Origin of the sequence: Streptomyces curacoi (assembly GCF_001513975.1) — a bacterium.
Lineage (GTDB): Bacteria > Actinomycetota > Actinomycetes > Streptomycetales > Streptomycetaceae > Streptomyces > Streptomyces curacoi.
The window spans coordinates 596,114-622,067 of sequence record NZ_KQ947985.1; the positions used below are offsets into that span (position 1 = coordinate 596,114).

Consider the following 25,954-nt stretch of genomic DNA (forward strand, 5'->3'; position numbering starts at 1 on the left):
GCTACTCCTGCCGTCAGGCGCGGTCGCTGAGCGCGGCGGTAATGATCGGCTCGGCCGCCTCCTCGGTGGTGCCGGGCGGCACGACCAGCAGGTCCCAGCGGCCGTGGCCGGGGGCGAGCAGGACGACGGTGTCCGGGGCGTGCACTGCGACCGTTTTCCGCAGTCGTACGACCTGGTTGGCGACGAGCATCCGGCCAGGTGCCGCGGACCAGGCCGCTCCGTTCACCGTGACGCCGGCGATGTGTCCCCAGGCGCGCGGCAGTGCGGCGAGCAGCTGCGGAAGCTCCGCCAGGAGGTCGTAGGAGCGTGGCCACCACACACCGTCGAGGCGACGTGGCAGCGCGCTGTGGGGCGCGAGGCGCAGGCGGAGGAGAGGGCGGGTGGGCGGTGAGGGTGGCGCTGTGGTGATCATGGTGTTTCCTTCGACGGGTTGTGGAGCGGTTGGTTCGCGTCAGGCCCGGCGGTCGGCGAGCCGGTCCGACGTGGGCCAGCGCACGTCGTGCACCCAGCCGAGGCGTTCGAGGAGGCGGATGACGGCGGCCGACGGGTCGATCTGGCCCCGGTCGACGCCGTGCCGGGCGCTGGTGGGGTCGGCGTGGTGGAGGTTGTGCCAGCTCTCTCCGAAGGAGAGCAGGGCCAGCGGCCACAGGTTGGTGGCCCGGTCGTGACGGCGGGTACGGAAGGGTCGCTTGCCCAGCACGTGGCACAGGGAGTTGACGCTCCACGTCACGTGGTGGAGCAGGGCGATGCGGACGAGCCCCGCCCACAGCGCGGCGGTCAGCGCGTGGACCCAGGTGCCGCCGATCGCCCAGCCGATCGCGAACGGCAGTGCGAGCGTGAGGACGCACAGGGCCGGGAAGGCGCGGGCGACAGCGCGTATGTCGCGGTCGGCCAGCAGGTCGGGGGCGATGGGGGTCCCCCCGCGCGAGCGAAGCCGAGCGTGGGGGAGGTCGGCGGGCGTGGGGTCGTTGCGGAACAGCCAGCCGACGTGGGCGTCCAGCAGTCCGCGCAACTGGCCGCGCAGATGGGTGCCGTAGCGGTACGGGGAGTGCGGGTCGCCGGGCCGGTCCGTGAAGGCGTGGTGGCGGCGGTGCGTGGCGACCCAGCTGATCACGTCGCCCTGGAAGCTCATCGAACCGGCCACCGCCAGCGCGATGCGCACCGGCCGGACCGCCCGGTAGCCGCCGTGGGTCAGGCCGCGGTGGAAGCCGACGGTGACGCCGAGGCCCGTGACCGTGTAGAGGACGAGTGCGAGGACGATGTCGGCGGGCCGGATGAGGCTGCCCCACAGCCACCAGCCGGCCGCGCCGAGCGCCAGGAACGGCAGGACGACGATCGCCGCCGTCACCGCCACGTACACGCGCTCGGCGCCGCCGCGGGCGGGCGCCGGGACGTCGGACGGGAAGGGCGTCGTTCCGTCGTACCCCTGAGGCGGGCGGGATCCGGCGGGACCGCCGCCGGTGAGGGAACGGTCGCGGAAGAATCGAACGGCATGACGGGGCTCCTCGGCCTCGGTGAAGGGGATTCCTCCCACTGGCCGAGACGAGGGGCCGAGGAAGGCGCGGCCGGTGCTCGGCTGCTGTGGTGACGTGGATGGGCGGCCGCAGGTGAGGCCACGCTCTCCTGCGCCGCTGGGGATGGGGCGGTGTTCCGGCTGCTTGCTGCGTGCCGGTCGCCTGCGGATCCGCGGTGCCACGACATCCGCGTCGAGGGCGGGCGGCAAAGGCTGCCAGGATGCGGAACCTGTCCGGGCGATGAACCGCCCGGTGTCGTGGTGCGCCGGGAGTGAGAGCCGGTCCGTCACCGGTGTACGTCGTGCCCTCGGTCCCTTCAGCGTACTTGGCGGGAAGCGAAAAGGGGGTCACGGACCGTAACAGTTGCGGGAGGGGAGAGCGGGGCCGAGTGGCGCCTCGGTGCTCCGCCCTCGTCTTCCCACTGCTCCATCTGCCCCCGCTCGCGTACGGCCTCGTCCTCGGCGTGGAGGCGTCGCTCGGCCGCCAGGAGTTCGCTCGCGGTGAGGTGGAGCGCGGGGTCGGCCGCTGCGGCCATGAGCCGCGCGGCCGTGGCGGTCTCGGTCCGGGGCGGGACGACGAGCAGGTCCCAGCGTCCGACGCCGTACGAGAAGAGTCGGATCATGTGCGGGTCGAAACCGGACGCGAACCACGCGGCCTTCACCGTGTGCCCGGTCACGGGCAGGTCGCAGGGCGCCGCCGGCCAGGTGTCGCGGTGGGACGCCATGCGCGACACGCGTCCTCGCGTCGTGTCGAACGCCTCGGTGAGCGCGGGCAGTTCGGTCATCAGGTCGTCGGTACGGGGCCACCAGGCGCCGCATACGGGACCGGGCGGGAAGGTCGGCGGGCGCAGGGCGAGCCGGGCAGGGCGCGGTGAGGTGCGTTCCGGGCGGGCCGGGGCGCGGTCGCCGGCCTTGGGCGGTGGGCCTGTGCCGGTGGGCGGGGTCATGGTCGCGGTTCCTGTCCTGGGGCGGCTGTCGTACGACTGCCGGTGCGGCGGTGGGCCGGGGTCGGCCCGGCTCGTCGGTGTGGGCGCGTCGTGCCTGGGTTCGTCTGTGCCGTGTGTGGTGCCGGTGCCGGTGCCGGTGCCGTGTGTGGTGCCGGTGCTGCGGCTGCGGCGGGGCGACGCGTGCATGGATGTGACCTCTGTCCTGTGGGGCATCCTGGCCTCAACGCCCTGCGGCCTTCGGCTTGTTGTGCGTGGTCCGGTCCCGGTGGCGGCGCGGTCGGAAGCGTCCCCGGCCGCCGTCGCGATGATCGCGACGTTCGTGCTCGGCGGCCGGGGCGGGCGGCGGTGGGGGCGGCGCGGTGTTGCCGGCGGCGCGGTCGGCGGCGGCTGGGCGGCCGGGAAGGAAGCGGCTGTAGGAACGCGAGGCGATCCTTTCGGCGTGCGCCGAGTTGAGCCGGTGGATCACGTACGCTCCGATGGCGATGAGCACGAGGAACGCGGCGATGGTGAGGGCGGTGTTCATGGCGGTCACGGCCTGACGGTCGGTCGAACGCGAGAAGCGCTGGGGAGAAGCGGGCCCGCCGTCCCACGGACGCGTGGTGCCGGTGGTGCAGTGGTGCCGGTGGTGAAGAGCAGAAGTACGGCCCTGCGCGGGTCGGGCTCTGGCCACGCGTCGGCGGCGGGGAACGTATCGAAGGCCGAGGTCATCGTGCTGACCTGTCTCCGGAAACCGCTGCCCTGCCCGGGTTCCGGCGAAGTGTCTCGCCGAGGACGAGACCGGCGCGGGAGCCGGTGTGCGACATGCCCTCGGTACGTCCACCGTACTCCCGCGCGCCCCCCTCCGATGGGGAGCGGACGGAACCCGCCGTACCCGCCTCGGCGTTCTCGGCCACCTTCGGTCCACAAGGGCGGCGCGGCCCCGGGAGTACGGTTGAAGACACCGAGGGCATGTCGCGCACCGGTTCCGACACCGGTGCCGCTCTCGGCGACCGACGATGCCGGGCCGGATCCGCCCGTGCCCGGGGCAGGGCTCGCCTGATGACCGTGAACGTGCCGGTTCCGCCGACTACCACAGAGTTCCTCGGGCGATCCGCCGGCCCGGACCGGCGCGGTACGCGGAATCCCAGCCCGTCCAGGCCGGAACGAGGCTCCTCGCCCCGAGAGGGGCAACGTGTCCGTCCGTTGACCCGGCGTCAGATAGAGGACCATCTGCAGGAACTGGGCGATCTGTACGCGGAGACGTCCGGCGGCGGCCCCTGGGCGTGGAACCAAGCCCGCGGCGCCTTCCTGCGGCGGCTGGCGGCCGACGTACGGCGACCGGGATTCGAGTTGCTGATCGCGGAGACCACCGCGCTGACCGGATGCGCCTACGGTTTCCCCGTACGCGGCGACGGCCCTTGGTGGGAGGGCTTCGACGGATACCTGCCGGGGAGGCTGCTCCGTCTCGCCGCCTCCGGACGCCTCTTCGTGATCTCCGGGATCCACGTTCCGTCCCGCGTACGCAGGCAGAACCAGGACCGTGCCTGGAACCTCGCCCGGCGCCTGCAGAAACGGCTGCTCACCGACCACGGTGCCGCCGTCGCCGTCACGCTGGTGAACCGCTCCGATCACAGGACCGTCGAGGCGCTGCGGTCCTGGGGGTGGCGGTACATCGAAGGCGACACACCTCGGACGGCCCCGCTCGGCCCGTTCCGCGTCCTGGTCCTCGAGACCTGAGCACCTGAGCACCTGAGCACCACGTCCCGCGTCACGGCGGTCACGGCGGTCACGGCTCTCACGGCGACGGCAGGCGCAGGGTGAGGAGGGCTACGTCGTCGGTGCTGCCGGGCGGCATGCGGGCGAGCAGTTGGTCGCACAGCGTGTCCAGCGGTTCGTGGGCGAGAGCGAGGGCGTGGCGGCGCAGACGGGCGAGGCCGGTGTCGAGGTCGCTGCCGGGGATCTCGATCAGGCCGTCGGTGTAGAGCAGCAGGGTGGAACCCGGCGGCAGGGGCTCCGTGGCGTTCGGCCGGCTGCCGCCGCCAGTGCCCGGAGGGGCGCCGAGGAGGAGTCCCTGCCCGGCTTCGAGGTACCGCGCCTGTCCGTCCTGGGTCAGCAGGAGGGGCGGCGGATGCCCCGCGCTGGTCCACCGCAGCGTCCACGGGCCGGTGTGCGGGCTGCCTTCGAGCAGGGCGAGGACGAGGGTGGCCATGGGGACGGTGGTGATGGCGGGCATGGCGTCGTCGAGGCGGTCGACGACGGCGCCGGGCGGGCCGCTGTGGTCCCAGGCCAGTGAGCGCAGGATGCCGTGCAGTTGCGCCATGCCGGCCGCCGCGGTCAGGTCGTGGCCCACCACGTCGCCGATGACCAGCGCGAGCGTGCCGTCCTTCCGCTCGAACGCGTCGTACCAGTCGCCACCGACCTGGGAGCCGGCCGGGGCGGGCTGGTAGCGGGCGGCCAGCCGGAGGCGGCCGGGCTGGGGCAGTGGGGCGAGCAGGTTGCGCTGCATGGCCTCGGCGACGGCGCGCTGGCGGCCGAAGCGGCGGGCGTTGTCGATGACCAGGCCGACCCGGCGGCCGATGTCGCTCACCACTTTCAGGTCGTCGGCGTCGAAGGGGTGGGCCGGGTCCGTGCGCACCAGCGTCAGGGCGCCGGTGGTCTGCCGCCGGGAGCCCAGCGGCACCGTGACGGCGGACGTCGCGCCGGCGGCCCGCAGGAAGCCGCTGTGGACGGCGGCCAGGGCAGATGCGGTCGGTGCGGCCATGTCCGCCTCGCGCTGCAGGACGGGATCACCGCCGTTCAGCACTTGGACCAGAGGGGAGCGGGCCTCCTCCCCGGCCTCGGGAAGGCGCTCGTGCCAGTCCTCCTGTGCGGCGTCCCGGCCTTCGGGACCCGTCACCGCCACACGGTGGACCTGTCCGGAACCGACCCGGAGGTCCACCGCCGCCCAGTCGGCGAGGCGGGGAACCAGCAGGCGGCCCAGCCGGGCGAGGGCCTCATCGGTCTCCAGCGTCTGACCGAGCACGTCGGTGATCTCCGCGACCAGCGTCAGCCGCTCGGTGAGGTCCTCCAGAGCACGGGTGTAGGCCGCACGCTCCCGACGCGCGCTGCGGTCGCCGGCGGCGTCGGTGAACAGCACGGCCATGCCCATGAAGGCGCCGTCGTCCGTCAGGGGAGAAGCGGACCAGGAGACCGCGATCAGGCGACCGTCACCGCGCAGACAGATGTCGCCCTCCCCCCGCGCCTCGGCCCTCTCGGCCACGGCCCGCAGCAGCGGGCACTGCTCCCGGGGGATCCTGCCGCCGTCCGCATCCCGGTGCAGCAGGTCGTGTGCGTCCTCCCCGCGCATCGCCGCGGCGGCGCGGCCCAGCAGCCGCTCGGCGGCCGGGTTGACCGCGAGAATCCGTCCGGCGGGGTCCACCACGATCAGGGCCGTGCCCAACTGCCCGACGACCCGCCGCCAGAAACCCGGCTCGGCCGCCGACCACCACCGCCCCTCATCTCCCACACCCTCCACCACGCCGCCCCTCCAGTCATGGAAACCCTCCGCGGGCGCATCGGCAGACCGACACACCGGTCGATCGATGGTTCCCCGACTTGGCTCGATCAACTCCGCGACCTTGCCTCCGGCCCGTGGTGTACGACGCGTACGGGTAGTGGTCGTCGCCGAGCCGGTCGGCGGCGTACGGGCGCCTTCGGCGTACGACCTGCTCCGGCGTGGACGGTGCCGGTCCGGACGGCACCCGCGCCAGCGCGGGGCCGGGCGCGGCGGCGCCCGGCCCTGTCAGGAAGGCCACGCGTTCCCGCGGGCGGGGGCCCTCACCCCTGCCTTGCAAGCCCTCGGAGACGCGGTTCTTGGCCGGTCACCAGTAGTGGCGTCGTCCGGCGACGGCGTGTCCCAGCGCGCCGAGGACCCACAGGATCACTCCGAGGGCTACGAGGACGATCCCGATGGTCCACAGGATGGATATGCCGGCGACGAAGCCGACGACGAGCAGTATGACGCCCAGGATGATCATGACGCCTCCCCTGTGGAGTAGTTCCGGTTCCACTGTGAACTGCGAGGGGCCCGGAGGGAAGGGGGGGACCGTGATGGTCGGCCTCCCGAGCCCTGTGCCCAGGGGCAAGTCCGGCGGCAAGCGCTTGCCCCGCTCTATTGCGCGCGGTGGGGTTTGTGGCGAGCGACGCGCAGCCGTGCCTCGGTGGGCATGCGCGGGGAGCCGGTGGACTGGTGGGCGGCGAGCAGCGGACCCTCGCAGAGTGCGTTGAGGACAGCGTCCGGTGTTCCCTGAGGGGTGAGGGTGAGGGTGATGTGGGTGCGCGGGTGGGCAGGCCGGCCTGTGATGCGGACGTCCGCCTGCTCGACGTCGGGCAGGGCGCGGGCCTCGGTGGCGATGGCGTCGCTGAGTGCCCGGTCGCGCAGTTCGACGCCTTCCTGCGGGGGTGTGCCGCCGACGGGCATCGCGCCGGGGTGGCGCCGGCGCAGTTGGGCGAGCAGCCACCACAGGGCGAGCAGGGTGATGAGAGCAAGCGTGGCGATGACTGCGGGCCACCACCACCAGCCCTGGCTGCTCCAGCGTGCCCGGTCGGCGGAGCTGAGCAGGATGTCGTCCGGGGTGGTCAGGGGCCAGCCGGCGGGCGGCGCCAGGTCGTGTCGCCGGTAGAGGTCGAGCCCGGCGGCCATGATCAGCAGGCCGCCGCCGAGCATTACCAGTCCGGTGAGGGCCAGCAGGATGCGGTTGAGCACGGGTCGCGGCGTCATGGTCGGGCTCCGTTGCCGGGTGTCGTCAGACGGTGCGTCGCCGTACACGTACGACGATGCGGGGAGGACGGGACAGGGCGAGCCGGTCGCGTTCCTCGTTGAGGACGGCGAAGAGGTCGTCCTTGACCTGCTCGGGGTCGCGGAAGCGGATGTCCGCGCGGGCTTTGACGCGGTGTCGACGCACCCGGATGCGAGCCGTGCTGACGCCCGGGACCCGCATGGCGGCGTCGCGCAGCAGAGCGGCGGCGCCGTCGCGGTCCAGTGATGCCCGCAGGTGGGGCGGGGGGCAGCCGGGAGGGGACCGCAGAGGCAGCAGGCGCCGTAGGCCAGGGGTGAGTGCCAGGGTGATCAGCCAGACGCCGACGGCAGCGGCCACGGCGGCTCCCGTGAGCATCCACACGTCGTCCACCGGTCGGGTGGCCAGTTCGTCGGCCAGGTGCTTTCGCCAGGCTGCTGCCTGGCGTCCGGCCCGTACGGCGACGACATCGAACAGTGCCGCGCCTGCCGCCACGAGAATCGCCGAGGCGACCAGGGCGGCCGGAAGGCGGCGCGCCGACCACGGGCGGTGGGTCGTGTGCTGTCCGTTGCGGTCGCCCGCTGCCGCGTCCGGTGGGGGCGCGTCGCGTTCGGGAGGTTCGGACTCGGCCGGCTCGTTCGCCGATGACATCGTGTCAGGGCTCATCGGTGGTGCGGACCTGCGGCCGGGAGGGCCCGGGTCGGGCGTCATTCCGGTTCTCCTTCGTGTGCGGCATGTCGGGCGACCGAGCGCGGCGGCTCAGCGGACCCGTCGCCGCTTCGCGTGGGTGGCGCTCACCAGTCGCCGGATGGTGAGGGTGACTTCTGCTACGTGCAGGCCGGTCAGTTGGGCCACCCGCTCGGCGACGTCGTGCTGTATCCGCTCACAGACGTGGGGGATGTCGGTGGGATACGGCAGGTCCAGGGCCAGGTGGAGGCGCACCGATCCGGTACGGATGGCGGCGGAGGCGCTCGGCGCTGCCGATCCGCTCCGGTCCTGCGGTAGGGCGGCACGCCGGGACTGAGCCGCACGTGCGGCCTGGGTGGCGATACGGGAGACCACCTTGTCGGGGATGACGGTGGCGCCCCGATCGGCCGGGGGCGGCAGGTCGACGGCCCGCGGCGATGGACTGCGCGCGGTGCCGGGGGGGCCGGCGGAGCCGGGTGGGGAGCTCACCGCTGCCTCCGTGCGGGAAGTTCGAGGTCACCCTGCAGGACGAGGCCGACGATCAAACCCGCCGCGCCCAGGATCAGAACGAGCAGGAACGCCCAGAAGCCGCCGAAGTAACCGGCGAAACCCAGGGCCATGCCGGCCGCGAGGCCCGTAGTCGCTGTGTTCATCACTCACTCACCCGTCTCGCGAGCGCCATCCAGTGATCACCCGCTCACGCCGGGACGCGGCGGTTGACCACGGCCGGATCACCTCACGCGGCCCTCATCCGGTTCGGACTCTTCAGACTCCTCCTCATCAGGGAGGTGGACGTCATCGACGGCGATGTTCACCTCGACGACCTCCAGGCCCGTCATCCGCTCCACGGCGCTGATCACGTTGGTGCGCACGTCACCGGCGACCTCGACGATGGAGACGCCGTACTCGACGACGACGTCCAGGTCCACGGCGGCCTGGCGCTCCCCGACCTCGACCTTCACCCCTCGCGTGACGCCGCCGCCTCCGCCCGGGACGCGCTCCCGCACGGCGCCGATGGCGCGGGCCATCCCCGCACCGAGGTTGTGGATGCCCGGTACCTCGCGGGCGGCCATGCCCGCGATCTTGGCCACCACGCCGTCCGCGATGGTGGTCTTCCCTCGTGTCTCCGCCGGAGCCCCGGCCCCGGTACGGCCCTTCAGCGCGCTCGTGTCTCCGTCGGGCCGGCTGCCCTTGCCGACGCCGGTGGTGTTGTCCGTCATGGCGGTCGCCTCGATCGGTCGGTCGGGCACCGGTGTGATGCCCGTCAGAAGGTTGGACATATGGGGCGGTCGGCTTCTCACATGCAATGAATGTGATGTGAATCACAGTCTCGGGGTGGGGTACACGTTCGTTCGCCCCGAGCCGTGAGCAGGAGCGGCATGATCGAGCGGACCGGTTTTCCACCTCTGGGATGCGACCTGCCGGACGGACTGCTGGCCGTGCGGGCGGCCGAAGGAGACGAGGACTCCTTCGCTGTTCTCGTCCAGCGGCACAGCCGGCCCCTCCTGGCCCTGGCCCGTTGCATGCTCGGCAACGCCCAGGACGCCGAGGACGCTGTGCAGGACGCCTTCGTCAGCGCGTGGCGGCGACTGCCGGAATACCGCCACGGTGCGCAGTTCCGCACCTGGATGTACCGGATCACCGTCAACCGTTGCCTGACCATGCGACGCCGCCGGCTGCCGCCCCTCCCCTTGGACGCCGTGGCCGAACCCGCGACGGGCGACGAGTGGAGCTCGCCCGCCCGCGCCGCGGAGCAGAACGCGGCCACGGCAGCCCTGGCCCGCGCGCTCGGCGAGCTGGACGCCGGACAGCGTGTCTGCTGGATCCTGCGGGAACTGCAGGGCCTGCCCTACAAGGAGATCGCCCACGTGACACAGACCAGTGAGCAGACCGTGCGCGGCAGACTGTTCAGGGCACGCCGGTCCCTGAAGGAGGCGATGGCCCCATGGCGCTAGACGACCCGCACGCGCGGCCGTCCGAACCGCCCGGAACCGACGGGCCTCGCAACGCCCCAGCCGTGGACGACGCGGTCCCGTTCGCAGGTGACGAGGTACTGCCGTGCGGCCGCCTGCTCAGCCGGGTGTGGGAACAGGCGCAGGACGCGGCGCCGGCCGCGGATCCGCACACCCTGTCATGTCCCCACTGCCGCGAGGCCGTCGAGGGACTGGCCACGGTGAACGTGGCCACGCGGGCGATGCGCGCCAAGGACCCGCCCGGCCTGCAGGCACTCGCCGACCGGGTCATGAGCGTCGTCAGGGCCGAGGTCCGCCTCGGACGGCTGCTGCCACTGGCCGACACGGATCTGGATCTGAGGATCGCCGAGAGCGCCGCGGCGAAAGTGCTGCGGCAGGCCGCGGACACGGTGCCCGGTGCGCGGGCCGCGACCTGCCGGCTCGTGCCCGCGGGTGAGGGCACCGGCGTGCGGGTGACCATGACCCTGGCTGCCGCCCTCGACCGCCCGCTGCCCGAGAGGGTCGATCAGGTACGCCGATCGGTCCTCAACGCCGCCGGCCAAGATCTGGGGCTGGCCGTGACGGCTGTCGACATCATCGTGGTCGACGTGCTTGAACCGTTCCCGCCCCTCGACCCCGCGGGCTCCGGGCACCTCACAGGCGGTGGTACGTGATGGCTGCCACCGACGCGACCCCTCTCCTGCGCGTCGCCGCCGAGGCGGCCCTCGCGGTTCCCGGCGTGGCCGGCCTGCAGCCACGCCTCGCCCACCGCCTCGCGGCGGCCGCCTCGCCCACGCGGCCGGAGACGACAGCTGAACGCATCCCGTCCGAGGCGAGCGTCCGCGTCGTCCGCATCGACCGGGCGCCGGACGGCCCGGGATGGCACATCGAGGTGCGCTGCGTCCTGGCCGAAGGCCCCAGGGCGTTGGACACCGCCCGGACCGTCCACCACCAGGTGCGGGCCGCTGTCATCTCCCACCTCGCCGCACACGGCGCCCCGGCGGCAGCCACCGTCACCGTCACGGTCACCCGTATCGTCGCCCCGCACCACTCACCATGAGCGCCACACGCGACGGCCACACGCCGAGGCCCCGACTGCTGCGTGCCCTCGGCGCGTCGGCGAACCGGTTGGTGCATGGTGTGTTACGGGATCGCCATGCGCCAGATGCGGGCTGTCGGGCTGTCGGGCCTCAGCCGTCACCGGCGGCGCCGGGCGCGGCTCGGGCCCGTGCCGCGCTGGTAGATGTCGGGGATGCCGTCGGCGTCCTCGTCGAGGTGCTCCTCCTCCCACAGCCTGCGGTAGATGCTGTTACGCCGTTTGACCAGCAGCGCGGCCATGCCGGCGGCGAGCAGTGAGCCGACCAGTACAGCGGCCTTGATCCGCTCGGTGTCAGCCGGTTCGGTGAAGGCCACCTCGCCGATGAGCAGTGCGACGGTGAACCCGATTCCGGCGAGAACCGCGAGGGCGAAGACGTCGGCCCAGGCCAGGTCGGGGTTGAGCCGGGCCCGGGTGTACCGGGCGGCGAGGTAGGTTCCCGCGAAGATTCCCACGGCCTTGCCGACGACCAGGCCAAGCACCACGCCCAGCGGCTCGGGACGGGTGAACACCTGGCCCAGCACGGGAACGGAGATGCTCACTCCGGCGGCGAACAGGGCGAACAGGGGGACGGCGACACCGGCTGATACCGGACGCAGCAGGTGCTCGGCGCGCTCCCCGGGCGAGACATCCTCGCCCGTACCCTGGTCGCGGGCGCAGCGAAGGATCAGTCCCATCGCCACCCCGGCCACGGTGGCGTGCACCCCGCCGTTGTACATCAGCGCCCAGATGACCACGGCCAAGGGCACGTACCACCACCATCCGCGCACCCTGAACCGTTGCAGCAGGTAGAAGACGACCAGCCCGCCGACAGCCCCTCCGAGGGCTACCGGGTTCAGGCGGCTGCTGAAGAACAACGCGATGACCAGGATCGCGCCCAGGTCGTCGACGACCGCCAGGGTGAGCAGGAAGGCCCGCAACGCGGTCGGCATGTGGGTGCTGAGCACGGCGAGGACCGCGAGTGCGAAGGCGATGTCGGTCGCCATGGGCACCGCCCAGCCGTCGGCACGGCCGCCACCGGCAGCGGCCGTGGCCAGGTAGATCGCCGCAGGAACCACCATGCCGCACGCCGCGGCGACCACGGGCAGGACCGCGGTCGCCGGGGTGCGCAGCCGGCCGGCCACGAGTTCGCGTTTGAGCTCGATCCCCGCGACCAGGAAGAAGACGGTGAGCAGCCCGTCGGCGGTCCAGTGCTGCACCGACAGATCCAGCCCGAGCGCCGCCACCCCGAAGTGGACGTCGCGCAGCGCCTCGTAGCTCCCGCGCCACGGGGTGTTCGCCCACACGAGCGCCACCAGGGCGGCGATCAGCAGCACCAGGCCACCGACCGTCTCCGTTCGCAGGGCCCGGGCCACCTGTATGCGTTCCGGCCAGGGCAGCAGTCCGAGGAAGACCGAAGGCTCGCGCGGGGCAGCAGGCATCGGGAGGACCTCCGGCCGCGGGCAACGGGCTGGGCACGAGCCCTCCGGTACCGACCGGACGTCCCGGTGCGATCGTGCCCTTATGGCTCATTCGTCACATCTCATCCACCGTAGCCCGCCCACAGCCGCCCGTGGTGCGGGACCACCAGGGGACTGCGCGAGGCGGCACCGGGGCTGTCGTCGGCGCATCAGCACCCGGGTCATCCCCGAATGAGCCGAATCCCGGGAGGAGCTGGCCGACGCCTGATCCACACAGTCCGGAGTCCGCCCGGTCGGAGATCACCTCCGGCGGCCACCGTGGTGCTTTCCGCCAGCCGGAATCGGGCGCGGTTGCGCGTGCACATCGCACAGCTGCGGAGCAGCACGCCGACCTCGGCGGCCACTTCTGTGCCCCGTCGCGCCCAGTGGCCCCCGCCCCGTTCCAGGACCACTCAGGGCGGTACCGCGCTCGTCGTCGCGGCCGTCGTCGGCAACCTGCTCGGCATCGTCGCCGCCTGGCGGCGCGGCGGCGTCCACGACTCCGCCTTCCCGCCCCTGCTGAATCTTCGTCGGCTGGTTCCCGTACTTCTGGCTGGCGATGGGCGCGCTGTACCTGTACGGGGTGAGCCTGGGCTGGTTCCCGCTGGGGCACGCGTACGACGCGGGGCCGAGCGGTGATGTCTACGCAGTCACCCGCTCCCGCAGCTCCGCCCTCGGCTCACGGACGACCGCGACGCCTCCCTCTGGGACGGTGACCGAGCCGGTGACCGGTTTGCCGGTGAGGAGTTCGACCCCGTCGGCGGGGATCTCGGCGCCGTGGCCGGCGTGGTCGATCAGGAAGAGGTAGTCCGCATCAGCGCCCCGTCGCCTCACCACCTCGACGCCGGCCGGCACCTCGCGCTCCGGGCACACGCCCGCCTCCTGGCAGATGCGCTTCAGGGCGGCGGCCAGGGTGGTGGGGTCCGGGTGGGTGGCGAGGTACCAGGCGGTGCCGCTGCCGTACGTATGGCGGGTGATGGCCGGGACGCCCGCCAACGGTCCGTCCGTGTACGTGGCGACGGCCTCCGCCCCGGTGAGCCGGATGCGTTCGGTCCACAGGTCGGCGGTCGCGTCCTGCGGGACCTGCCCGGTCAGGCCGACCGACTGGCCGGGCAGCAGGGGGAACAATTCGTCGCCGTGCACTCCGAGGATCTCCCGGAAGGCTCCTGGGTAACCGCCCAGGCGTATGTGACAGTTCTCGTCCACTGCGCCGCTGTGGAAGCCCACGGCCAGGGTGCCGCCGCGCTCGACGAACGCCGCCAGGTTGGCCGCTCCGGCGTCGTCGACCAGATACAGGCTGGGGGCGAGGACGAGCTGGTAGCGATCGAGGTCGGGGGTGTCGGGGCGTATGAAGTCGACCGCCACGCCGGCCCTCCACAGCGGTGCGTACCAGTCCCTCACCAGGTCCTGGAAGCGGAGTTCACCGCTGGGCTGGCAGGGCAGTTCCATGGCCCATCGCGCGTTCCAGTCCCAGACGATGGCGATCCGGGCCGGGCTGGTGCTGCCGCGGACTTCGGCGAGGGCCCGCAGGTCGGCTCCGAGCTGTACGACGTCCTGCCAGATCCGGCTGTCGGTGCCCGCGTGCGGGAGCATCGCCGAGTGCCACTGCTCGGCGCCCGCCTTCGCGGCCCGCCACTGGAAGTAGGCGATGCCGTCGGCGCCGTGCGCGACGTGGGCGAGCGCGTTGCGGCGCATCTCGCCGGGGCCCTTGGCCCGGTTGACGGGCTGCCAGTTGATGGCTCCCGTGGAGTGTTCCATCAGCAGCCAGGGTCCGTCGGCCAGGGAGCGGACCAGGTCGCCGCAGAGCGCGATGTCGATCTCCGACTCCGGGTCGGTGGAGAGCAGGTAGTGGTCGTTGGAGACGATGTCCAGCTCGGGAGCCCAGCGCCAGTAGTCCATGGCGTCGAAGTTGTGCATCACCATGAAGTTGGTGGTGGCGGGGATGTCCGGGGCGGCGTGGCGGAGCACGTCGCGTTCGGCGGTGAACAGCGACAGCAGTTCGTCCGAGCAGAAGCGGCGCCAGTCCAGCTGGTGGGTGGGGTTGGGGTCGGCGCCGGTGGCGCGGGGCGGGATGATCTCGTCCCAGTCGTAGTACCACTGGCTCCAGAAGGTGGTGCCCCAGGCGTGGTTGAGCGCGTCCAGGTCGTTGCCGTACTTCGCCTTCAGCCAGGTACGGAAGGCGGCGGCGCTGGTGTCGCAGTAGCAGGCGGCGTTGTGGCAGCCGTATTCGTTGTGGACGTGCCACATCGCCACGGCCGGGTGGTCGGCGTACCGCTCGGCCAGCGCGCCCGCGATGCGCAGCGCCGCGGTGCGGTAGGCGGGGCTGGACGGGCAGAACGTCTGGCGGCTTCCGTACGACAGCGTGCGGCCGTCGCGGTCGACCGGCAGCGCCTCCGGGTGGGCCCGGAAGAACCAGGCGGGCGGGCAGGCCGTCGGGGTGGCGAGGTCGGCGGCGATGCCGTTCTCATGGAGAAGATCGAGGATCTTGTCCATGCGGGAGAAGTCGTAGACACCCTCGGACGGCTCCAGCAGGGCCCAGGAGAAGATCCCGACGCTCACCATGGTCACCCCGGCCTCGCGCATCAGAGCCATGTCCTCGGCCCACACCTCCTCGGGCCACTGTTCGGGGTTGTAGTCGCCGCCGTAGGCGATGCCGGGCAGGCGGAGACGGCGTTCGGTGGTCACTGGTGGTACTCCGGGAGGTGTGGGGAACGAGTGGGAGGCGTGCTTCAGCCCTTGTTGGCGCCCAGGGTGAGGCCGCTGACGAACTGGCGCTGGAGCACGAAGTAGACGATCAGGGTGGGGATCGCGGTGAGCAGGGCGCCGGCGGCGACCAGGTTGGGGTCGGTGAAGTACTGACCGGAGAGGTTGTTCAGTGCCGAGGTGATCGGCATGTTCTCGCCCGTAGAGATCAGGACGATGGCCCAGAAGAAGTCGTTGTAGATCCAGATGGACAGCAACGTCGCCAGGGCGGCCATCGCCGGCTTGCACAGGGGCAGCACGATCTGCCAGTACAGGCGCCACACCGAGGCACCGTCGACCAGCGCGGCCTCGGTCAGCTCGTGCGGCAGGGAGCGCATGTAGTTGCTCAGCACGAACGCGCAGAACCCGGACTGGAACGCCACGTGGATCAGTACCAGGCCCAGCGCCGAGTCGTACAGCTTGCCGCTCATGGTGATGCCGGGCAGGTCGATCAGCAGGTACAGGCGGTACAGCGGGGTGATGATGACCTGCTGCGGCAGCAGGTTGCCGGCCGTGAACACCAGGAGCAGGAAGAGGTTGACCCGGAAGTCGAAGCGGCTGACGTAGAAGGCCACACACGACGACAGGAACAGCGTCAGCAGCACCGCCGGGATCGCCACCAGCAGTGTGTTCCCGAAGTAGTGCAGCATGTCCGACTGCTGGAAGGCGTTGGTGAAGTTGTCGAGGCTCAGCTTGTCGGGCCAGGAGACGTAGCCCTTGGTGCTGGTCTCGGCGTACGGGCGCATCGCCGCGTACATCGCCCACAGCAGGGGCGCGAGCCAGGCCAGCGCGGCACCGGCGAGGAAGACGTGCAGCAGGATCCGGGCGGGACGGACGGGGGTGCGCTGCTTGGCCGGCGCGCTCACGGTGCTCATGCGCGCCGCTCCTTCCGGAAGGTCGCGATCAGATACGGGATGATCACGGCGAGGGAGATCACCAGCAGGACCACGGCGATCGCCGAGCCGTATCCGATCCGGCTGGACTCGCCGATGATGTTGTTGGTGACCAGGATCGACAGCAGTTCCGTGCCCTCGGCGCCCTTGTTGAAGACGAAGACCAGGTCGAAGGCGCGTAGCGCCTCGATGATCGTCACGACCAGGACGACGGTGTTGGTGGGGCGCAGGGTCGGGAAGATGACGTTCCTGAACGTCTGCCACTCGTTGGCGCCGTCCAGCGAGGACGCCTCCCGCAGGGCCGGGTCGACGCCCTTCAGACCTGCCAGGTAGAGGATCATCATGTAGCCGGTGTGGCGCCACGACGCGGCGATGAGGACGGACCACAGGTTGAGGTCCGGGTCGCCGATCCAGTCGATGTAGTGGCCGGGCTCGTTCGCGCCGATCAGGTTGTTGATCAGTCCGGTGTCCGGGTTGTAGACGAGCTGCCAGACGAACCCGATGACCGCCATGGACAGCACGACGGGCAGGAAGAACGCGGTCTGGTACACCTTGCTGAACCGGATCTTCTTGTCGAGCTGCACAGCCAGGAACAGGCCGAGCGGAGTCGGGATCAGGATGAGCACGACGAACCAGACGACGTTGTGCTCGACTGCGGGCCAGAACTGCGGGTTGTTGGTGAAGAGTTCCTTGAAGTTGTCCAGGCCGACCCATTTGATGGAGTCGAAGCCGATGCCGTCCCAGGTGGTGAAGGCCAGCGCGATCGAGGCGAGGGCGGTGACCCAGACGAGGGCCACGTGCAGGATCGTCGGCACCCCGGCCATCAGGCCGAGCGTGACGCGGTCCCGCCGGGTGAGCAGCCGTCGGTGGCCCAAGGGCGCCCGCAGCCGCTTGGCCTGATCCGTGGTCACATTCTTCGGGTTGCCCGGGGGCGGTACTGCGGCCGTCCCCGGGGTACTGGTGGTGCCGGTCCCGGTACCGGTGTTCGGTGTGGCGGTCATGCGGACGCGAAGATCGTCTTCTTCTGGCGCTCGATCGACGCCAGCAGGCTGTCGACGCCCTTGGGGTCACGGACGAACTTCTGCAGCGCGGGCTGCATCACCGTGGAGGTGAAGTCCGGCCGGCTGTCGCGGTCCATGAACTGGGTGAGGTGCTTGGCGCCGGAGATCGTCTCGTACGCCTTCTTCTGCAACGCGGTGTACGAGGAGGTGTCGGCCTTGTTGGACGCCGCGACCAGGCTCGGGTCGGACTTCAGGTAGATCTGCTCGGCCTCCGGAGTGCCCAGGAACTCCAGGAGCTTGAGCGCACCGGCCTTGTTCTTCGGGGCCTTGGAGAGCATGAAGCCGTCGGTGGGCGCCTCGACGGTGTCCTGCCCGTACGCGGAGTTGATCTCCGGGAAGGCGAAGAAGTCCAGGTCGTCCAGGTCGGCCTTGTTGGTGAACTGCTGTGCCACGAAGCTGCCGAACAGGTACATGCCCGCCTTCTTCGATATCAGCGTCTGGGCCGCGTCCTGCCAGGTGCGGCCGACGGCGCCCTCCTGGTGGTAGGGGAGGATCTCGGCCCAGTGGTCGAAGGCGGTGCGGACCTTGGCGTCGGTCCAGGACGCCTTGCCGGCCATCAGCTCGACGTGGAAGTCGTAGCCGTTGGTGCGGAAGTTGATCTGGTCGAAGGTGCCGAGCGCGGGCCAGGCGTCCTTGTCGCCGAAGGCGAACGGGACGAGGCCGTCCTTCTTCATCTGCTTGCACAGGGCGACGAGTTGGTCCCAGGTGGTGGGGACCTCGTAGCCGTACTGCTGGAAGACGCTCTTGCGGTAGAAGACGCCCCAGAGGGACGTGGAGATCGGCACGAAGTAGTACTTGCCGTCCGCGCCCTTGCTGAGCGCCTTCATCGCCTCGGGGAAGTTGCCGCCGATCTTCTGCCACACGTCGTCGATCGGAGTGGCGAGCTTCTTGGCCGCGAAGAACTGCATGCGGTAGCCGGCGAACCAGTTGAACACGTCGTCCGGGGTGCCCTGGAGGTAGGAGTTGATCTGCTCCTGGAACGTGTTGTGGTCCTTGGTGTTCACGTCGACCGTGATCCCGGACTGCTTCGTGAACGCCGCGTAGATCTCGGCGAACGCCTTCTTCGGCACCGCGTCCGACGCGTTCGACCCGAGGCTGACGGTCTTCGGGTCGGCAGCCGTACCGCTGCCGCCGCAGGCGCTGAGCAGCGGTATGCCGGCGCCGAGGACGGCTGCGCCACCAATACCGCGCAGGACGGTGCGGCGGCTGGCAGCAGGCATGGGCCGACCGAGGGAGGAAGAGTGCATTTCGGCTCCTGACAGGGCGGCCGTGCCCAGGCGGCACGTCGGCCCGCGGGGTGTGACGGGGAAGCGGTCGTCCACGCGACCAAGACTCAACACGACCGAACAAATCCGACCGGCGGTTGCGAGGAAGACTGAACGCTCCGGGGAGTCGCTGTCAAGCCCCTTCGACCTGAGCTCAGGGCCGACCGTACATGTCGAGAAGTCGGACGGCTTACCGTCGGACGGGAACGGCGACTTCGTTTCGTGAGCGGACTTGCGAGTGAGCTTCTGCCGTTTGACCAGCATGTATAGCCGACAGAGGTGACCCCCTCGCGGTGGCTGCGCAACCCGTCGCCGACCAGCCGCCCTCCATCGGATCCGCTGCCGCCCACCGGAAATCGATACTGCGGGGACCCTTGACGTACAGCTGTCGGCTACGTAGACATGACCACGCGGTCAGACCGCGTGGTCATACAGTTGACCTCCTTCGATGCTGACGCACGGCCGTCGGGAGACTTCATGGCAGCAGTGGTGGGACGGAGCGAGGGCTCCTCTGTGCCGCGCAGCGCGGACGTGGCCCGCCTGGCCGGGGTGTCGCGCAAGACGGTGTCCCGGGTCCTCAACAACGAGCCGTATGTCTCCGAGGAGGCCCGCACCAAGGTCCTCGCAGCCGCTGAGGAACTCGGCTACCGGCTGAACCAGGCGGCCAGGACACTGGCCTCCGGGCGTACCGGCTCCATCGGCGTGGTCGCCCTGGGCACCGCCGGGTACGGGACCGCTTCACTGCTCGTGCACATCGAGCGGGCCGTGCGCGACGCGGGTTACGCGCTCCGCGTGGTCAACACGCCGGATGGCGACCCTACGGGTATCGCGGGTGCCGTGGAGTCGCTGCTCGAGCAAGGGGTGGACGGCGTCATCGTCTCCGAACCCATCGTGGAAGGGGACGTCAGCGTCCGCGTCGACGTCCCCGTCCTCTTCCTGGGGGCACCGCCCGCTTTCACCGCCACCCGCACCGTGACCATGGGTGTGGGCGCACACGAACTGGCGCGGGCGGCCACCGAGCATCTGCTGGATCTGGGGCACGCGACCGTTCATCACCTCGCCGGCCCGCGGCGCTGGTACGCCACCAAGGACCGTATCGAGGGATGGCGGGCGGCACTGGCGGCACGAGGCGCGCACGAACCGCCTCTGCTCAACGGTGACTGGTCGGCCGCCTCCGGGTATGCGGCGGGTCGCGAGCTGGCCTCGGACAGCTCGGTGACCGCGGTGTTCGCGGCGGGCGACGAGATGGCGATCGGCCTGATCCACGCCCTGCGGGAAGCCGGGCGGCGGGTGCCGGAGGAGATCAGTGTCGTCGGGTTCGACGGCAACCCGGTCTTCGCCTACGTCTCTCCTCCGCTGACCACCGTCCGTCAGCCCTTCGACGCCGCGGCGCGGCAGGGAGTCGGACTGCTCGTCCACGCCATCGAGAAACCGGACATGGAACTGCCGCCTGCGGGCGACCCACCGGTCGAACTCGTCGTCCGCGGCTCGACCGCACCGCCGCCGGCCCACAAGGGCCAGAGCCGTTTGCACACCACCTGAGCACTGAGCCCTTGGCCGACGCAGGACACACGCCGCACGCACCGCGGCAGCCCGCGCACAACGGCCATCACCCCGCAGCCGTCCCGCCACACGGATGCTGACCACGCCCTTTTTGTCGCGATGTCGTCCGGCCCTGCCGCCGGCCGACCCGCCCCTGAACCCTGCCGCCCCGAACCTGATCGTCCTGGGGCGGCGGGCCCGTAGGAAGAACCCCGCCCCGCCATCGGAGCCGCACATGTCCCCCGCACAGCCAGGCGCCAGACCCGGCGCCGCTCCGCGTTCCGTCCCCGCCGCTCTCCTGTTCCTGCTGCTGGCCCTGGCCGTCGCGGCAGCGACGCTGGTCCTGCCCGCCGCGGGCAGGGCGGACGCCCTCTCCCGCCCTGCCCAGACGCTCTACACCCCGCCCTCCGACGCGCTCTCCCCCGGAAGCTACTACCCGCGGGCCATGCGCCTGCAGCACAACGGCCCGGCCAACGGCACCCTCCTCGCCACGTTCGAGCAGTACCGCGTGGAGATGCCCGTCTTCCCGATCTACCGCAGCACCGACAACGGCGCCTCCTGGACGAAGATCTCCGAGGTCGCCGACACCCAGAACGGCTGGGGCATGCGCTGGCAGCCCGAGCTGTTCGAACTGCCCAGGGCCATGGGTGACTTCCCGGCCGGCACCATCCTCGCCGCCGGTGACTCGGTGCCGTACGACCGGGGCGGCAGCAAGATCGATCTGTACGCCAGCACCGACCGCGGCCAGAGCTGGACCTTCGTCACCAACATCGCCACCGGCGGTAAAGCCACGGACGTGAACGGCAACACCCCAGTGTGGGAACCGTTCTTCCTGGTCTCCGGCGACAGGCTCATCGTCTACTACTCCGACCAGCGCGACCCCGACCACGGCCAGAAGATCGTCCACCAGGTCTCCACGGACGTCCGCAACTGGGGCCCGGTCGTGGACGACGTCGCGATGCCCACCTACAGCCAGCGCCCCGGCATGCCGACCGTCGCCAGGATGCCCAACGGCAAATACATCATGACCTACGAGTACGGCGGTTCCGCCGCGGGCAACTTCGCCGTCCACTACAAGATCTCCTCCGACCCGGAAGGCTTCGACTCCGTCACCGGCATCCCGCTGCGCACCACCGACGGCCTGGTCCCCCAGGGCACGCCCTACATCACCTGGCTGCCCACCGGCGGCCCCAACGGAACCCTCGTCACCACCGCCCACAGCAGCGACGACCTGTTCGTCAACACACAGAACGGCGCCGCCGACACCTGGACGCGGATGCCCTCCAACGTCGGCGGCGGCTACAGCCGCGGTCTGCTTCCGCTGGCCGACGGCCACAGTCTGATGGTGTTCAGCGCGGGCTTCGGCGGTGACAACCGCCGCAACCCGGTCACGTACAGCACGGTCGACTTCGGCGGGAGCATCTCCGACGGCGCCACCTACACCATGACCAACGCGAACAGCGCCCTGAACCTCACTATCGCCGGCGGCTCCACCACCAACGGCACCACCGCCACCCAGCAGGACCCCACCACCTCCACCAACCAGCAGTGGCGCTTCGAGCAGCAGTCCTCGGGCTACTTCAAGATCTTCAACGTCGCCAGCGGCAAGGTCCTCGGCGTCCAGAACCAGTCCACCGCCAACGGCGCCGCCGTCCTGCAGTGGGACGACAACGGCACGCTCGACCACGAATGGGCCGTCGCGCCCCATCCGGCCGGCGGTTACAGCATCACCAACCGCATCAGTGGCAAGTTCCTCGAAATCCCCAGTGCCTCCACCACGGTCGGCACCGCCGCCGTGCAGTGGAGCGGCACCACCTGCGGCTGCCAGCGCTGGAACCTCGCCCAGACCGCCCTGCCGCCCCTGGGCACCGGTCAGTACGTCCTGGTGAACAAGAACAGCGGCAAGTACCTCGACATCCCGGCCGGCTCCACCACCGCCGGCACCGCCGCCAACCAGTGGCAGAACACGGCCTGTGTCTGCCAGCTCTTCACCTTCCAGTCCGCCGGCAGCGGCGCCTGGACCATCAAGAACGCGAGGAGCAACCTCAACCTGGACGTCCAAGGTGCCTCCAGTGCCGCGGGCGCGGCCATCGTCCAGAACACCGCCTCCAGCGCCGACTCCCAGAAGTGGACCCTCACCGACGCGGGCAACGGCTACTACAAGCTCCGCAACGTGAACAGCACCCTCGTCGCCGGCGTCGCCCAGTCCTCCACCGCCAACGGGGCAGCCGTCGTCCAGTGGGGCAGCGCCGACCTCGACGACCAGCTCTGGAAGATCGTCCGGATCAACTGACGGCTCCAACCGGGCCATGACCAGGCGCAGGAACCACGGGGCGAAGCGGTTCCTGCGCCTGGCGTCCGCCTCGGCCGATCGGCCGAGGCACAGCTGACCGCTCCTCCCTACAGTGACCGATGTGAAGCTCCTGCCTGCGACTGCCTACCCCACCACGACGGGGACCCGTCGGCAGGCTGCCTGCGTGCGGTGGATACCACCACGCTGGTCCTGCTGGCCGCCACGGACGTGCTCATCGCCGTCGCCGTCGCCGTCGCCGACGACAAGACGCTCTGGCCGGTGCTCGTGCTCCTGTCGCTCGGCCTCGCAGCAATTCTCTGGCCCTCCGCCCCTCGGCCCGCATGGCTCACCCCCCACTGCGCGCTGCCGTACCAGCGGGAATTTCCCTGGCCTTGAACGCCGTCGCCACGACGACCGAGCCGATACGCATGTTCGGCCCCGGTGAGGTGGCGGCGGTCCTGCTCTGCCTGCTGATGATCACCGTCCGTACCTGCCCACCGCTGTGGGCGGGCCTGTGCGCCGTACTCACCGGCGGGGCAGCCATCGCGGCGCCGCTGCGCTTCTACGCGACGGGCACCCAGGACGACCTCCTGATCCTGGGGCTCGCGCTGGTCGTCGAGCCGGATGTGGTCTTCGCCGACGAGCCGACCGGCGCCCTCGACCAGACCACCAGCGAGGAGGTCGTACGGCTGCTGACGTCCGTGACCCGCGAGCAGGGCGCCGCCCTGGTCATGGTCACCCACGACGCCGACGTCGCCGCTCACTGCGACCGGATCCTCCAGGTCCGCGACGGCCGGATCAGCAGCCACCCCCAATACACCGTCGCCTGACCATTCCCGCCCGCCCTCCTCGCCCGCCCTTTTCAGCGGAGATGCCGATGCGTTCCCCCGTCCTGCCCCTGACCTGGCACCTGGCCCGTCCTCCGGCCGCCGCGGCCTGCACAGCCACCTGCTCGCCGCCGGCGCCGCCGCCGTCGGCGCCTTCGTGCTGCTGGTGATGATCGACGCCACCCTCGGCTCAGGTGCTCGCGCCGACCACACGACCTGGCGCACGCCGGCCGCCGTGCCCGCCGAGCGGGGACCGCCGTCCAGGCCCGGGCCACGACGTACGTCCGCCAGGAGGTCGTCTCCGTGGTGTCGTTGTCCCAGCTGCCCGGCCGCGCGGCGACCCCCGCCCCGCCCGGTCTGAGCTCTTTCCCGAAAAAAGGCGAGGTGTACCTCTCCCCCGCGCTGGCCGAGTTGATTCACAAGCTGCCCGCGGGCCAACTGGCCGACCGCTTCCCGAAGCCGGCGGCCTACGGCACGATCGGCACGGCCGGACTCGCCTCCCCCGACGAGCTGGTCGCCGTCGTGGGCCGGGCGCCGTCCGACCCGCGGTGTCCAAGGCGGCCGGCGGCGGCAACTGGTACGACGAGGGGCAGACCGAGCGGGCCTACATTGCAGGGTTCTCCGCGGCCAAGCCAAGCCGAGCATATTCACCGGCAGCGACTGCCATAGCGCTCGACGATCACCTTGAGCCTTGGGTCACGTTCGGTCGCCACTTTGGCCGGCCGAGTGCCTCTACCGCTGGGAGGTCGGATCGAGTCGTCGATTTGAGTCCTGGCGAGTTCAAAGAGGGCTACGTTCCCCGGGCTGTTGAGCTAGCAGATGAAGTTAGCCGCTACGGACGGAACGTGATTTTGGATGGACCTGCTGAGCTTGAGCCGTCCGTGACCAAGGTCGTGGAGCTGTCCGGTGCTCTGGTGGCCGTCTTCCGGGTCAGACAGAGCCTGAACCGGATAGCCGACGAGGAGGGCAGGTTGATCGTGCCTACGACACTTCTGAGCTGCCAGACAAGCTCAAGCAGCTAGAGCGAGAGGTTCGGGAGTTCCTCCTCCAGGCTGGTGCGGCGCTGACCACGAGTTGGCACCAGGGGCGCGTGGTCAACGGCGTTTCAATGGCCAGGCAACTGATCACCGGTTCAGCTGGCCAGCCAGACGAAACGAGCCCACGGCACCGACCCAGATCGGTGCCCTGGGCTTCCGTTGTTGTTGATCCACGTCGGGCACACTCGTACGGTCCAGCCGCCCGGGCTCCACCGTCGGCTAACGCCAGCCTGGGGACATGACCGCTTCGTCCCGAAGTAACTTGGGCAGCAGCTGCGCCTTGCGCTGGCGTGCGTCTCACCTGTGCCGATGGTCCGCAGCCGTCCGCGCTTGTTCGCCGGTTGCGCACGCGTTGTCACGCCGTTAGACACTCCGCGCCCCCCTCGTCCTCCTACGTGCCGTCGTTCCGACGGGTTCGTACGGCGTGCCTCAGCTGGCTTTCCCAGCCTCGCCGATGAGTGATCCGTTCGAAGCCGCGACCGCTCCCAGCCAAAAGATCTACGCGTGATCTCTTGCTGAGTTCCTCCCAGTCCTCAAACATCACGTAGATCGCGTTCCCGTATCGTGCGTTCTCGAAGACGACTAGGTCCGGCGCGAACTGCGCGCCCACGTAGCGCTGGAAGCCGCTGGTGCCGTAGAGCATCCGCTCGGGACGGAGCGCAAGCAACGCTTCCAACCGGGCCTCTACGCCTTCTCGTCGAGGGTCGTCCCTGCTCAGGCGCAAGCGCCGAGTCAACTCACTGATCACAGCGTCCGTTTCACGGGTACCCACAGGGAGAAACTCCCAGTCAAGCGCCATCGCCCGCGCCCACTCATCTGTGGATGTAGTGCAGGCCACCACGTCTACGGCTCCCACGTTCTCTTGAAGCAGGCAGAGTGCGAAGAGTAGATCTGCGTCGTGGCCGGCGGCCGTGCGGTCGAGGACGCGGTCGACCCGGAAAGCGATGGTCACCTGATCGTCATTGCTCGACACCTCTTCCATAGCGATGACGATCTGCTGTCCGTACAGGTGCTCCACCTGATAGACCTGCCGCGTGAATGTGATGGGGTGACTGCCCTTAGACCAGTCACCGAAGTTTGGGGTTTCAAAGCCCCAGGATCGAGACACCTTCGGAAGGTCAGTTCGCCGCACGATCCTGCCCGCAAGGTTCCACCTCGAGAATCGCCCTCGTGCGGCGGGGGGAAGACTCGTCGGCGGGACAACTGGGCTCCCAGCCTGGACGGAAACCCCCAGGTGTGCCAGCAGGTCGGACTCAAGATCCGAGACGCGATACGACCGCAGGACACCAACCTGGTACTCGTCACTCGGCAGGTTGGCCACCTTGGACCGGACTGAGTCGGGGATCTTTCTGAAGCTCTTCTGAGCCATGCACGCCCCCTTTCAGGCGTGGACCGAGCTCCAGCCAGACGTCACTCTTTGAAGCTGACGCTTGCCGCTGTAGGGTCCGAGGGCGCCACCAACGCACTAGGCCCCATGTGGAGCTCGACACCAAAGTCGAGGCCCCTGCGTGGGGCCTTGTTGGTTCTTTCCAATATCAGTAGAGCACTCCTGACACTCCGCCAGCAAGCAACACCCCCATAATTTGTGCTTGGTGCTCAGCGTCGCCACTAGATGTAGTGTCGAGGGGTGTGTTGCTGGGAACCTTCCAGGCTATCGATTGGCACTGACAGCGAGGCTCCATGCAGGCTCAGTCCCTGTGCTCTGCAGGCTGTAGACGCGTCTGAAGAACGGGGACTTCGACCTCGTTCAGCACGCTTTCCAACTGTGGTGGTGGACTCTGAGGCTGCGCGCCGGCGGTCACTTGCGTTCGTGGAAGGCCCGTCGTGGGCCCGGCTACAGCCCTTGGTCAGGCAGGCTTGAGTAGCTCCCCGAGGGCCTCACGTGCTGCCTCAACGAAGTTGCTTA

Annotated in this window: 24 protein-coding genes and 1 pseudogene; 8 read left to right on the forward strand and 17 right to left on the reverse strand. The window is 70.3% G+C overall.

Features of this window, described 5'->3' with window-relative positions:
- Nucleotides 1-13 precede the first annotated feature (13 nt).
- The 4 genes from AQI70_RS08215 to AQI70_RS08230 all read right to left on the reverse strand — a co-directional run bounded on the left by AQI70_RS08215 (nucleotide 14) and on the right by AQI70_RS08230 (nucleotide 2,983).
- Complete coding sequence (locus tag AQI70_RS08215; RefSeq protein ID WP_062145965.1) at nucleotides 14-412, reverse strand: DUF5994 family protein; 399 nt, start codon at nucleotides 410-412, stop codon at nucleotides 14-16.
- A 39-nt stretch (nucleotides 413-451) separates the two neighbouring features.
- Nucleotides 452-1,534 carry an acyl-CoA desaturase gene (locus tag AQI70_RS08220; protein ID WP_244181521.1) on the reverse strand — a complete coding sequence of 361 codons (1,083 nt, stop codon included), beginning with the start codon at nucleotides 1,532-1,534 and terminating at the stop codon, nucleotides 452-454.
- A gap of 296 nt (nucleotides 1,535-1,830) precedes the next feature.
- Nucleotides 1,831-2,646, reverse strand: coding sequence for a DUF5994 family protein (locus AQI70_RS39760; protein WP_208607311.1), 816 nt, complete (start codon nucleotides 2,644-2,646; stop codon nucleotides 1,831-1,833).
- A 34-nt stretch (nucleotides 2,647-2,680) separates the two neighbouring features.
- Nucleotides 2,681-2,983: a hypothetical protein gene (locus AQI70_RS08230; RefSeq protein WP_062145967.1), complete on the reverse strand. Its 303-nt coding sequence runs from the start codon at nucleotides 2,981-2,983 to the stop codon at nucleotides 2,681-2,683.
- A gap of 659 nt (nucleotides 2,984-3,642) precedes the next feature.
- Here AQI70_RS08230 and AQI70_RS08235 point away from each other — a divergent pair.
- Nucleotides 3,643-4,176, forward strand: coding sequence for a hypothetical protein (locus AQI70_RS08235; RefSeq protein WP_244181522.1), 534 nt, complete (start codon nucleotides 3,643-3,645; stop codon nucleotides 4,174-4,176).
- A gap of 58 nt (nucleotides 4,177-4,234) precedes the next feature.
- On the opposite strand, the gene AQI70_RS08240 is transcribed toward AQI70_RS08235, so the two are convergent.
- The 7 genes from AQI70_RS08240 to AQI70_RS08260 all read right to left on the reverse strand — a co-directional run bounded on the left by AQI70_RS08240 (nucleotide 4,235) and on the right by AQI70_RS08260 (nucleotide 9,121).
- On the reverse strand, nucleotides 4,235-5,956 hold the full coding sequence (locus tag AQI70_RS08240) for a SpoIIE family protein phosphatase (protein ID WP_062145971.1): 1,722 nt from the start codon (nucleotides 5,954-5,956) through the stop codon (nucleotides 4,235-4,237).
- 343 nt (nucleotides 5,957-6,299) lie between these two features.
- Nucleotides 6,300-6,455 (reverse strand): DUF6131 family protein, encoded by a 156-nt coding sequence (locus AQI70_RS39575; protein WP_167358888.1) that lies wholly within the window; start codon nucleotides 6,453-6,455, stop codon nucleotides 6,300-6,302.
- Nucleotides 6,456-6,589: 134 nt separating this feature from the next.
- The gene (locus AQI70_RS08245) at nucleotides 6,590-7,198 is read right to left on the reverse strand and encodes a hypothetical protein (protein ID WP_062145973.1); all 609 of its coding nucleotides are present in this window, start codon (nucleotides 7,196-7,198) and stop codon (nucleotides 6,590-6,592) included.
- Nucleotides 7,199-7,223: 25 nt separating this feature from the next.
- Nucleotides 7,224-7,865 carry a DUF6286 domain-containing protein gene (locus tag AQI70_RS08250; RefSeq protein WP_244181523.1) on the reverse strand — a complete coding sequence of 214 codons (642 nt, stop codon included), beginning with the start codon at nucleotides 7,863-7,865 and terminating at the stop codon, nucleotides 7,224-7,226.
- A gap of 108 nt (nucleotides 7,866-7,973) precedes the next feature.
- Nucleotides 7,974-8,390 (reverse strand): Asp23/Gls24 family envelope stress response protein, encoded by a 417-nt coding sequence (locus AQI70_RS08255; RefSeq protein WP_062145977.1) that lies wholly within the window; start codon nucleotides 8,388-8,390, stop codon nucleotides 7,974-7,976.
- Complete coding sequence (locus AQI70_RS39580) at nucleotides 8,387-8,554, reverse strand: hypothetical protein (protein WP_167358889.1); 168 nt, start codon at nucleotides 8,552-8,554, stop codon at nucleotides 8,387-8,389. Before AQI70_RS39580 ends, AQI70_RS08255 begins: the two co-directional genes overlap by 4 nt.
- A gap of 78 nt (nucleotides 8,555-8,632) precedes the next feature.
- Nucleotides 8,633-9,121: an Asp23/Gls24 family envelope stress response protein gene (locus AQI70_RS08260; RefSeq protein ID WP_062146541.1), complete on the reverse strand. Its 489-nt coding sequence runs from the start codon at nucleotides 9,119-9,121 to the stop codon at nucleotides 8,633-8,635.
- A 159-nt stretch (nucleotides 9,122-9,280) separates the two neighbouring features.
- Between AQI70_RS08260 and AQI70_RS08265 the strand changes: the two genes are divergently transcribed.
- Genes AQI70_RS08265 through AQI70_RS38400 form a run of 3 tightly spaced genes read left to right on the forward strand, consistent with a single transcriptional unit; the run spans nucleotide 9,281 to nucleotide 10,913 of the window.
- Nucleotides 9,281-9,856, forward strand: coding sequence for an RNA polymerase sigma factor (locus AQI70_RS08265; RefSeq protein WP_208607312.1), 576 nt, complete (start codon nucleotides 9,281-9,283; stop codon nucleotides 9,854-9,856).
- Nucleotides 9,847-10,527, forward strand: a complete 681-nt coding sequence (locus tag AQI70_RS08270) for an Asp23/Gls24 family envelope stress response protein (protein ID WP_062145979.1) — start codon at nucleotides 9,847-9,849, stop codon at nucleotides 10,525-10,527. Before AQI70_RS08265 ends, AQI70_RS08270 begins: the two co-directional genes overlap by 10 nt.
- On the forward strand, nucleotides 10,527-10,913 hold the full coding sequence (locus tag AQI70_RS38400) for a hypothetical protein (RefSeq protein WP_062145981.1): 387 nt from the start codon (nucleotides 10,527-10,529) through the stop codon (nucleotides 10,911-10,913). The genes AQI70_RS08270 and AQI70_RS38400 overlap by 1 nt, the downstream gene beginning before the upstream one ends.
- A 137-nt stretch (nucleotides 10,914-11,050) precedes the next feature.
- Here AQI70_RS38400 and nhaA read toward each other — a convergent pair whose 3' ends face one another.
- The 5 genes from nhaA to AQI70_RS08300 all read right to left on the reverse strand — a co-directional run bounded on the left by nhaA (nucleotide 11,051) and on the right by AQI70_RS08300 (nucleotide 18,304).
- Nucleotides 11,051-12,370 carry a Na+/H+ antiporter NhaA gene (gene nhaA, locus AQI70_RS08280; protein WP_062145983.1) on the reverse strand — a complete coding sequence of 440 codons (1,320 nt, stop codon included), beginning with the start codon at nucleotides 12,368-12,370 and terminating at the stop codon, nucleotides 11,051-11,053.
- A 660-nt stretch (nucleotides 12,371-13,030) separates the two neighbouring features.
- A complete protein-coding gene (locus AQI70_RS08285) occupies nucleotides 13,031-15,073 on the reverse strand; it encodes a beta-galactosidase (RefSeq protein WP_062145985.1) in 2,043 nt (680 codons plus the stop codon).
- A 44-nt stretch (nucleotides 15,074-15,117) separates the two neighbouring features.
- Nucleotides 15,118-16,005, reverse strand: coding sequence for a carbohydrate ABC transporter permease (locus AQI70_RS08290; protein WP_062145987.1), 888 nt, complete (start codon nucleotides 16,003-16,005; stop codon nucleotides 15,118-15,120).
- The gene (locus AQI70_RS08295; protein ID WP_062145989.1) at nucleotides 16,002-17,024 is read right to left on the reverse strand and encodes a carbohydrate ABC transporter permease; all 1,023 of its coding nucleotides are present in this window, start codon (nucleotides 17,022-17,024) and stop codon (nucleotides 16,002-16,004) included. The genes AQI70_RS08290 and AQI70_RS08295 overlap by 4 nt, the downstream gene beginning before the upstream one ends.
- Nucleotides 17,021-18,304, reverse strand: coding sequence for an ABC transporter substrate-binding protein (locus tag AQI70_RS08300; RefSeq protein ID WP_062145991.1), 1,284 nt, complete (start codon nucleotides 18,302-18,304; stop codon nucleotides 17,021-17,023). Before AQI70_RS08300 ends, AQI70_RS08295 begins: the two co-directional genes overlap by 4 nt.
- A gap of 522 nt (nucleotides 18,305-18,826) precedes the next feature.
- Here AQI70_RS08300 and AQI70_RS08305 point away from each other — a divergent pair.
- The 4 genes and pseudogenes from AQI70_RS08305 to AQI70_RS39765 form a co-directional block, all read left to right on the forward strand.
- Entirely contained in the window at nucleotides 18,827-19,891 is a 1,065-nt protein-coding gene (locus tag AQI70_RS08305; protein ID WP_208607314.1) for a LacI family DNA-binding transcriptional regulator, read from the forward strand.
- Between the two features lie 235 nt (nucleotides 19,892-20,126).
- Complete coding sequence (locus AQI70_RS08310; protein WP_062145994.1) at nucleotides 20,127-22,184, forward strand: RICIN domain-containing protein; 2,058 nt, start codon at nucleotides 20,127-20,129, stop codon at nucleotides 22,182-22,184.
- Between the two features lie 189 nt (nucleotides 22,185-22,373).
- Entirely contained in the window at nucleotides 22,374-22,580 is a 207-nt protein-coding gene (locus tag AQI70_RS40065) for a hypothetical protein (protein ID WP_244181524.1), read from the forward strand.
- Nucleotides 22,581-22,789: 209 nt separating this feature from the next.
- Nucleotides 22,790-23,014: pseudogene (locus AQI70_RS39765) on the forward strand (ABC transporter ATP-binding protein); the annotation flags it as partial.
- A 1,425-nt stretch (nucleotides 23,015-24,439) separates the two neighbouring features.
- On the opposite strand, the gene AQI70_RS39055 reads toward AQI70_RS39765, so the two are convergent.
- Nucleotides 24,440-25,417: a hypothetical protein gene (locus AQI70_RS39055; protein ID WP_159042633.1), complete on the reverse strand. Its 978-nt coding sequence runs from the start codon at nucleotides 25,415-25,417 to the stop codon at nucleotides 24,440-24,442.
- Nucleotides 25,418-25,954: the final 537 nt, after the last annotated feature.

Bases quoted from the DNA above. Each gene is read 5' to 3' on its own strand.
- AQI70_RS08215 (WP_062145965.1), bottom strand. From the start codon at position 412: ATGATCACCACAGCGCCACCCTCACCGCCCACCCGCCCTCTCCTCCGC.
- AQI70_RS39760 (WP_208607311.1), bottom strand. From the start codon at position 2,646: ATGCACGCGTCGCCCCGCCGCAGCCGCAGCACCGGCACCACACACGGC.
- AQI70_RS08230 (WP_062145967.1), bottom strand. From the start codon at position 2,983: ATGAACACCGCCCTCACCATCGCCGCGTTCCTCGTGCTCATCGCCATC.
- AQI70_RS39575 (WP_167358888.1), bottom strand. From the start codon at position 6,455: ATGATCATCCTGGGCGTCATACTGCTCGTCGTCGGCTTCGTCGCCGGC.
- AQI70_RS08245 (WP_062145973.1), bottom strand. From the start codon at position 7,198: ATGACGCCGCGACCCGTGCTCAACCGCATCCTGCTGGCCCTCACCGGA.
- AQI70_RS08250 (WP_244181523.1), bottom strand. From the start codon at position 7,865: ATGTCATCGGCGAACGAGCCGGCCGAGTCCGAACCTCCCGAACGCGAC.
- AQI70_RS39580 (WP_167358889.1), bottom strand. From the start codon at position 8,554: ATGAACACAGCGACTACGGGCCTCGCGGCCGGCATGGCCCTGGGTTTC.
- AQI70_RS08260 (WP_062146541.1), bottom strand. From the start codon at position 9,121: ATGACGGACAACACCACCGGCGTCGGCAAGGGCAGCCGGCCCGACGGA.
- AQI70_RS08265 (WP_208607312.1), top strand. From the start codon at position 9,281: ATGATCGAGCGGACCGGTTTTCCACCTCTGGGATGCGACCTGCCGGAC.
- AQI70_RS08270 (WP_062145979.1), top strand. From the start codon at position 9,847: ATGGCGCTAGACGACCCGCACGCGCGGCCGTCCGAACCGCCCGGAACC.
- AQI70_RS38400 (WP_062145981.1), top strand. From the start codon at position 10,527: ATGGCTGCCACCGACGCGACCCCTCTCCTGCGCGTCGCCGCCGAGGCG.
- nhaA (WP_062145983.1), bottom strand. From the start codon at position 12,370: ATGCCTGCTGCCCCGCGCGAGCCTTCGGTCTTCCTCGGACTGCTGCCC.
- AQI70_RS08290 (WP_062145987.1), bottom strand. From the start codon at position 16,005: ATGAGCACCGTGAGCGCGCCGGCCAAGCAGCGCACCCCCGTCCGTCCC.
- AQI70_RS08295 (WP_062145989.1), bottom strand. From the start codon at position 17,024: ATGACCGCCACACCGAACACCGGTACCGGGACCGGCACCACCAGTACC.
- AQI70_RS08300 (WP_062145991.1), bottom strand. From the start codon at position 18,304: ATGCCTGCTGCCAGCCGCCGCACCGTCCTGCGCGGTATTGGTGGCGCA.
- AQI70_RS08305 (WP_208607314.1), top strand. From the start codon at position 18,827: ATGGCAGCAGTGGTGGGACGGAGCGAGGGCTCCTCTGTGCCGCGCAGC.
- AQI70_RS08310 (WP_062145994.1), top strand. From the start codon at position 20,127: ATGTCCCCCGCACAGCCAGGCGCCAGACCCGGCGCCGCTCCGCGTTCC.
- AQI70_RS39055 (WP_159042633.1), bottom strand. From the start codon at position 25,417: ATGGCTCAGAAGAGCTTCAGAAAGATCCCCGACTCAGTCCGGTCCAAG.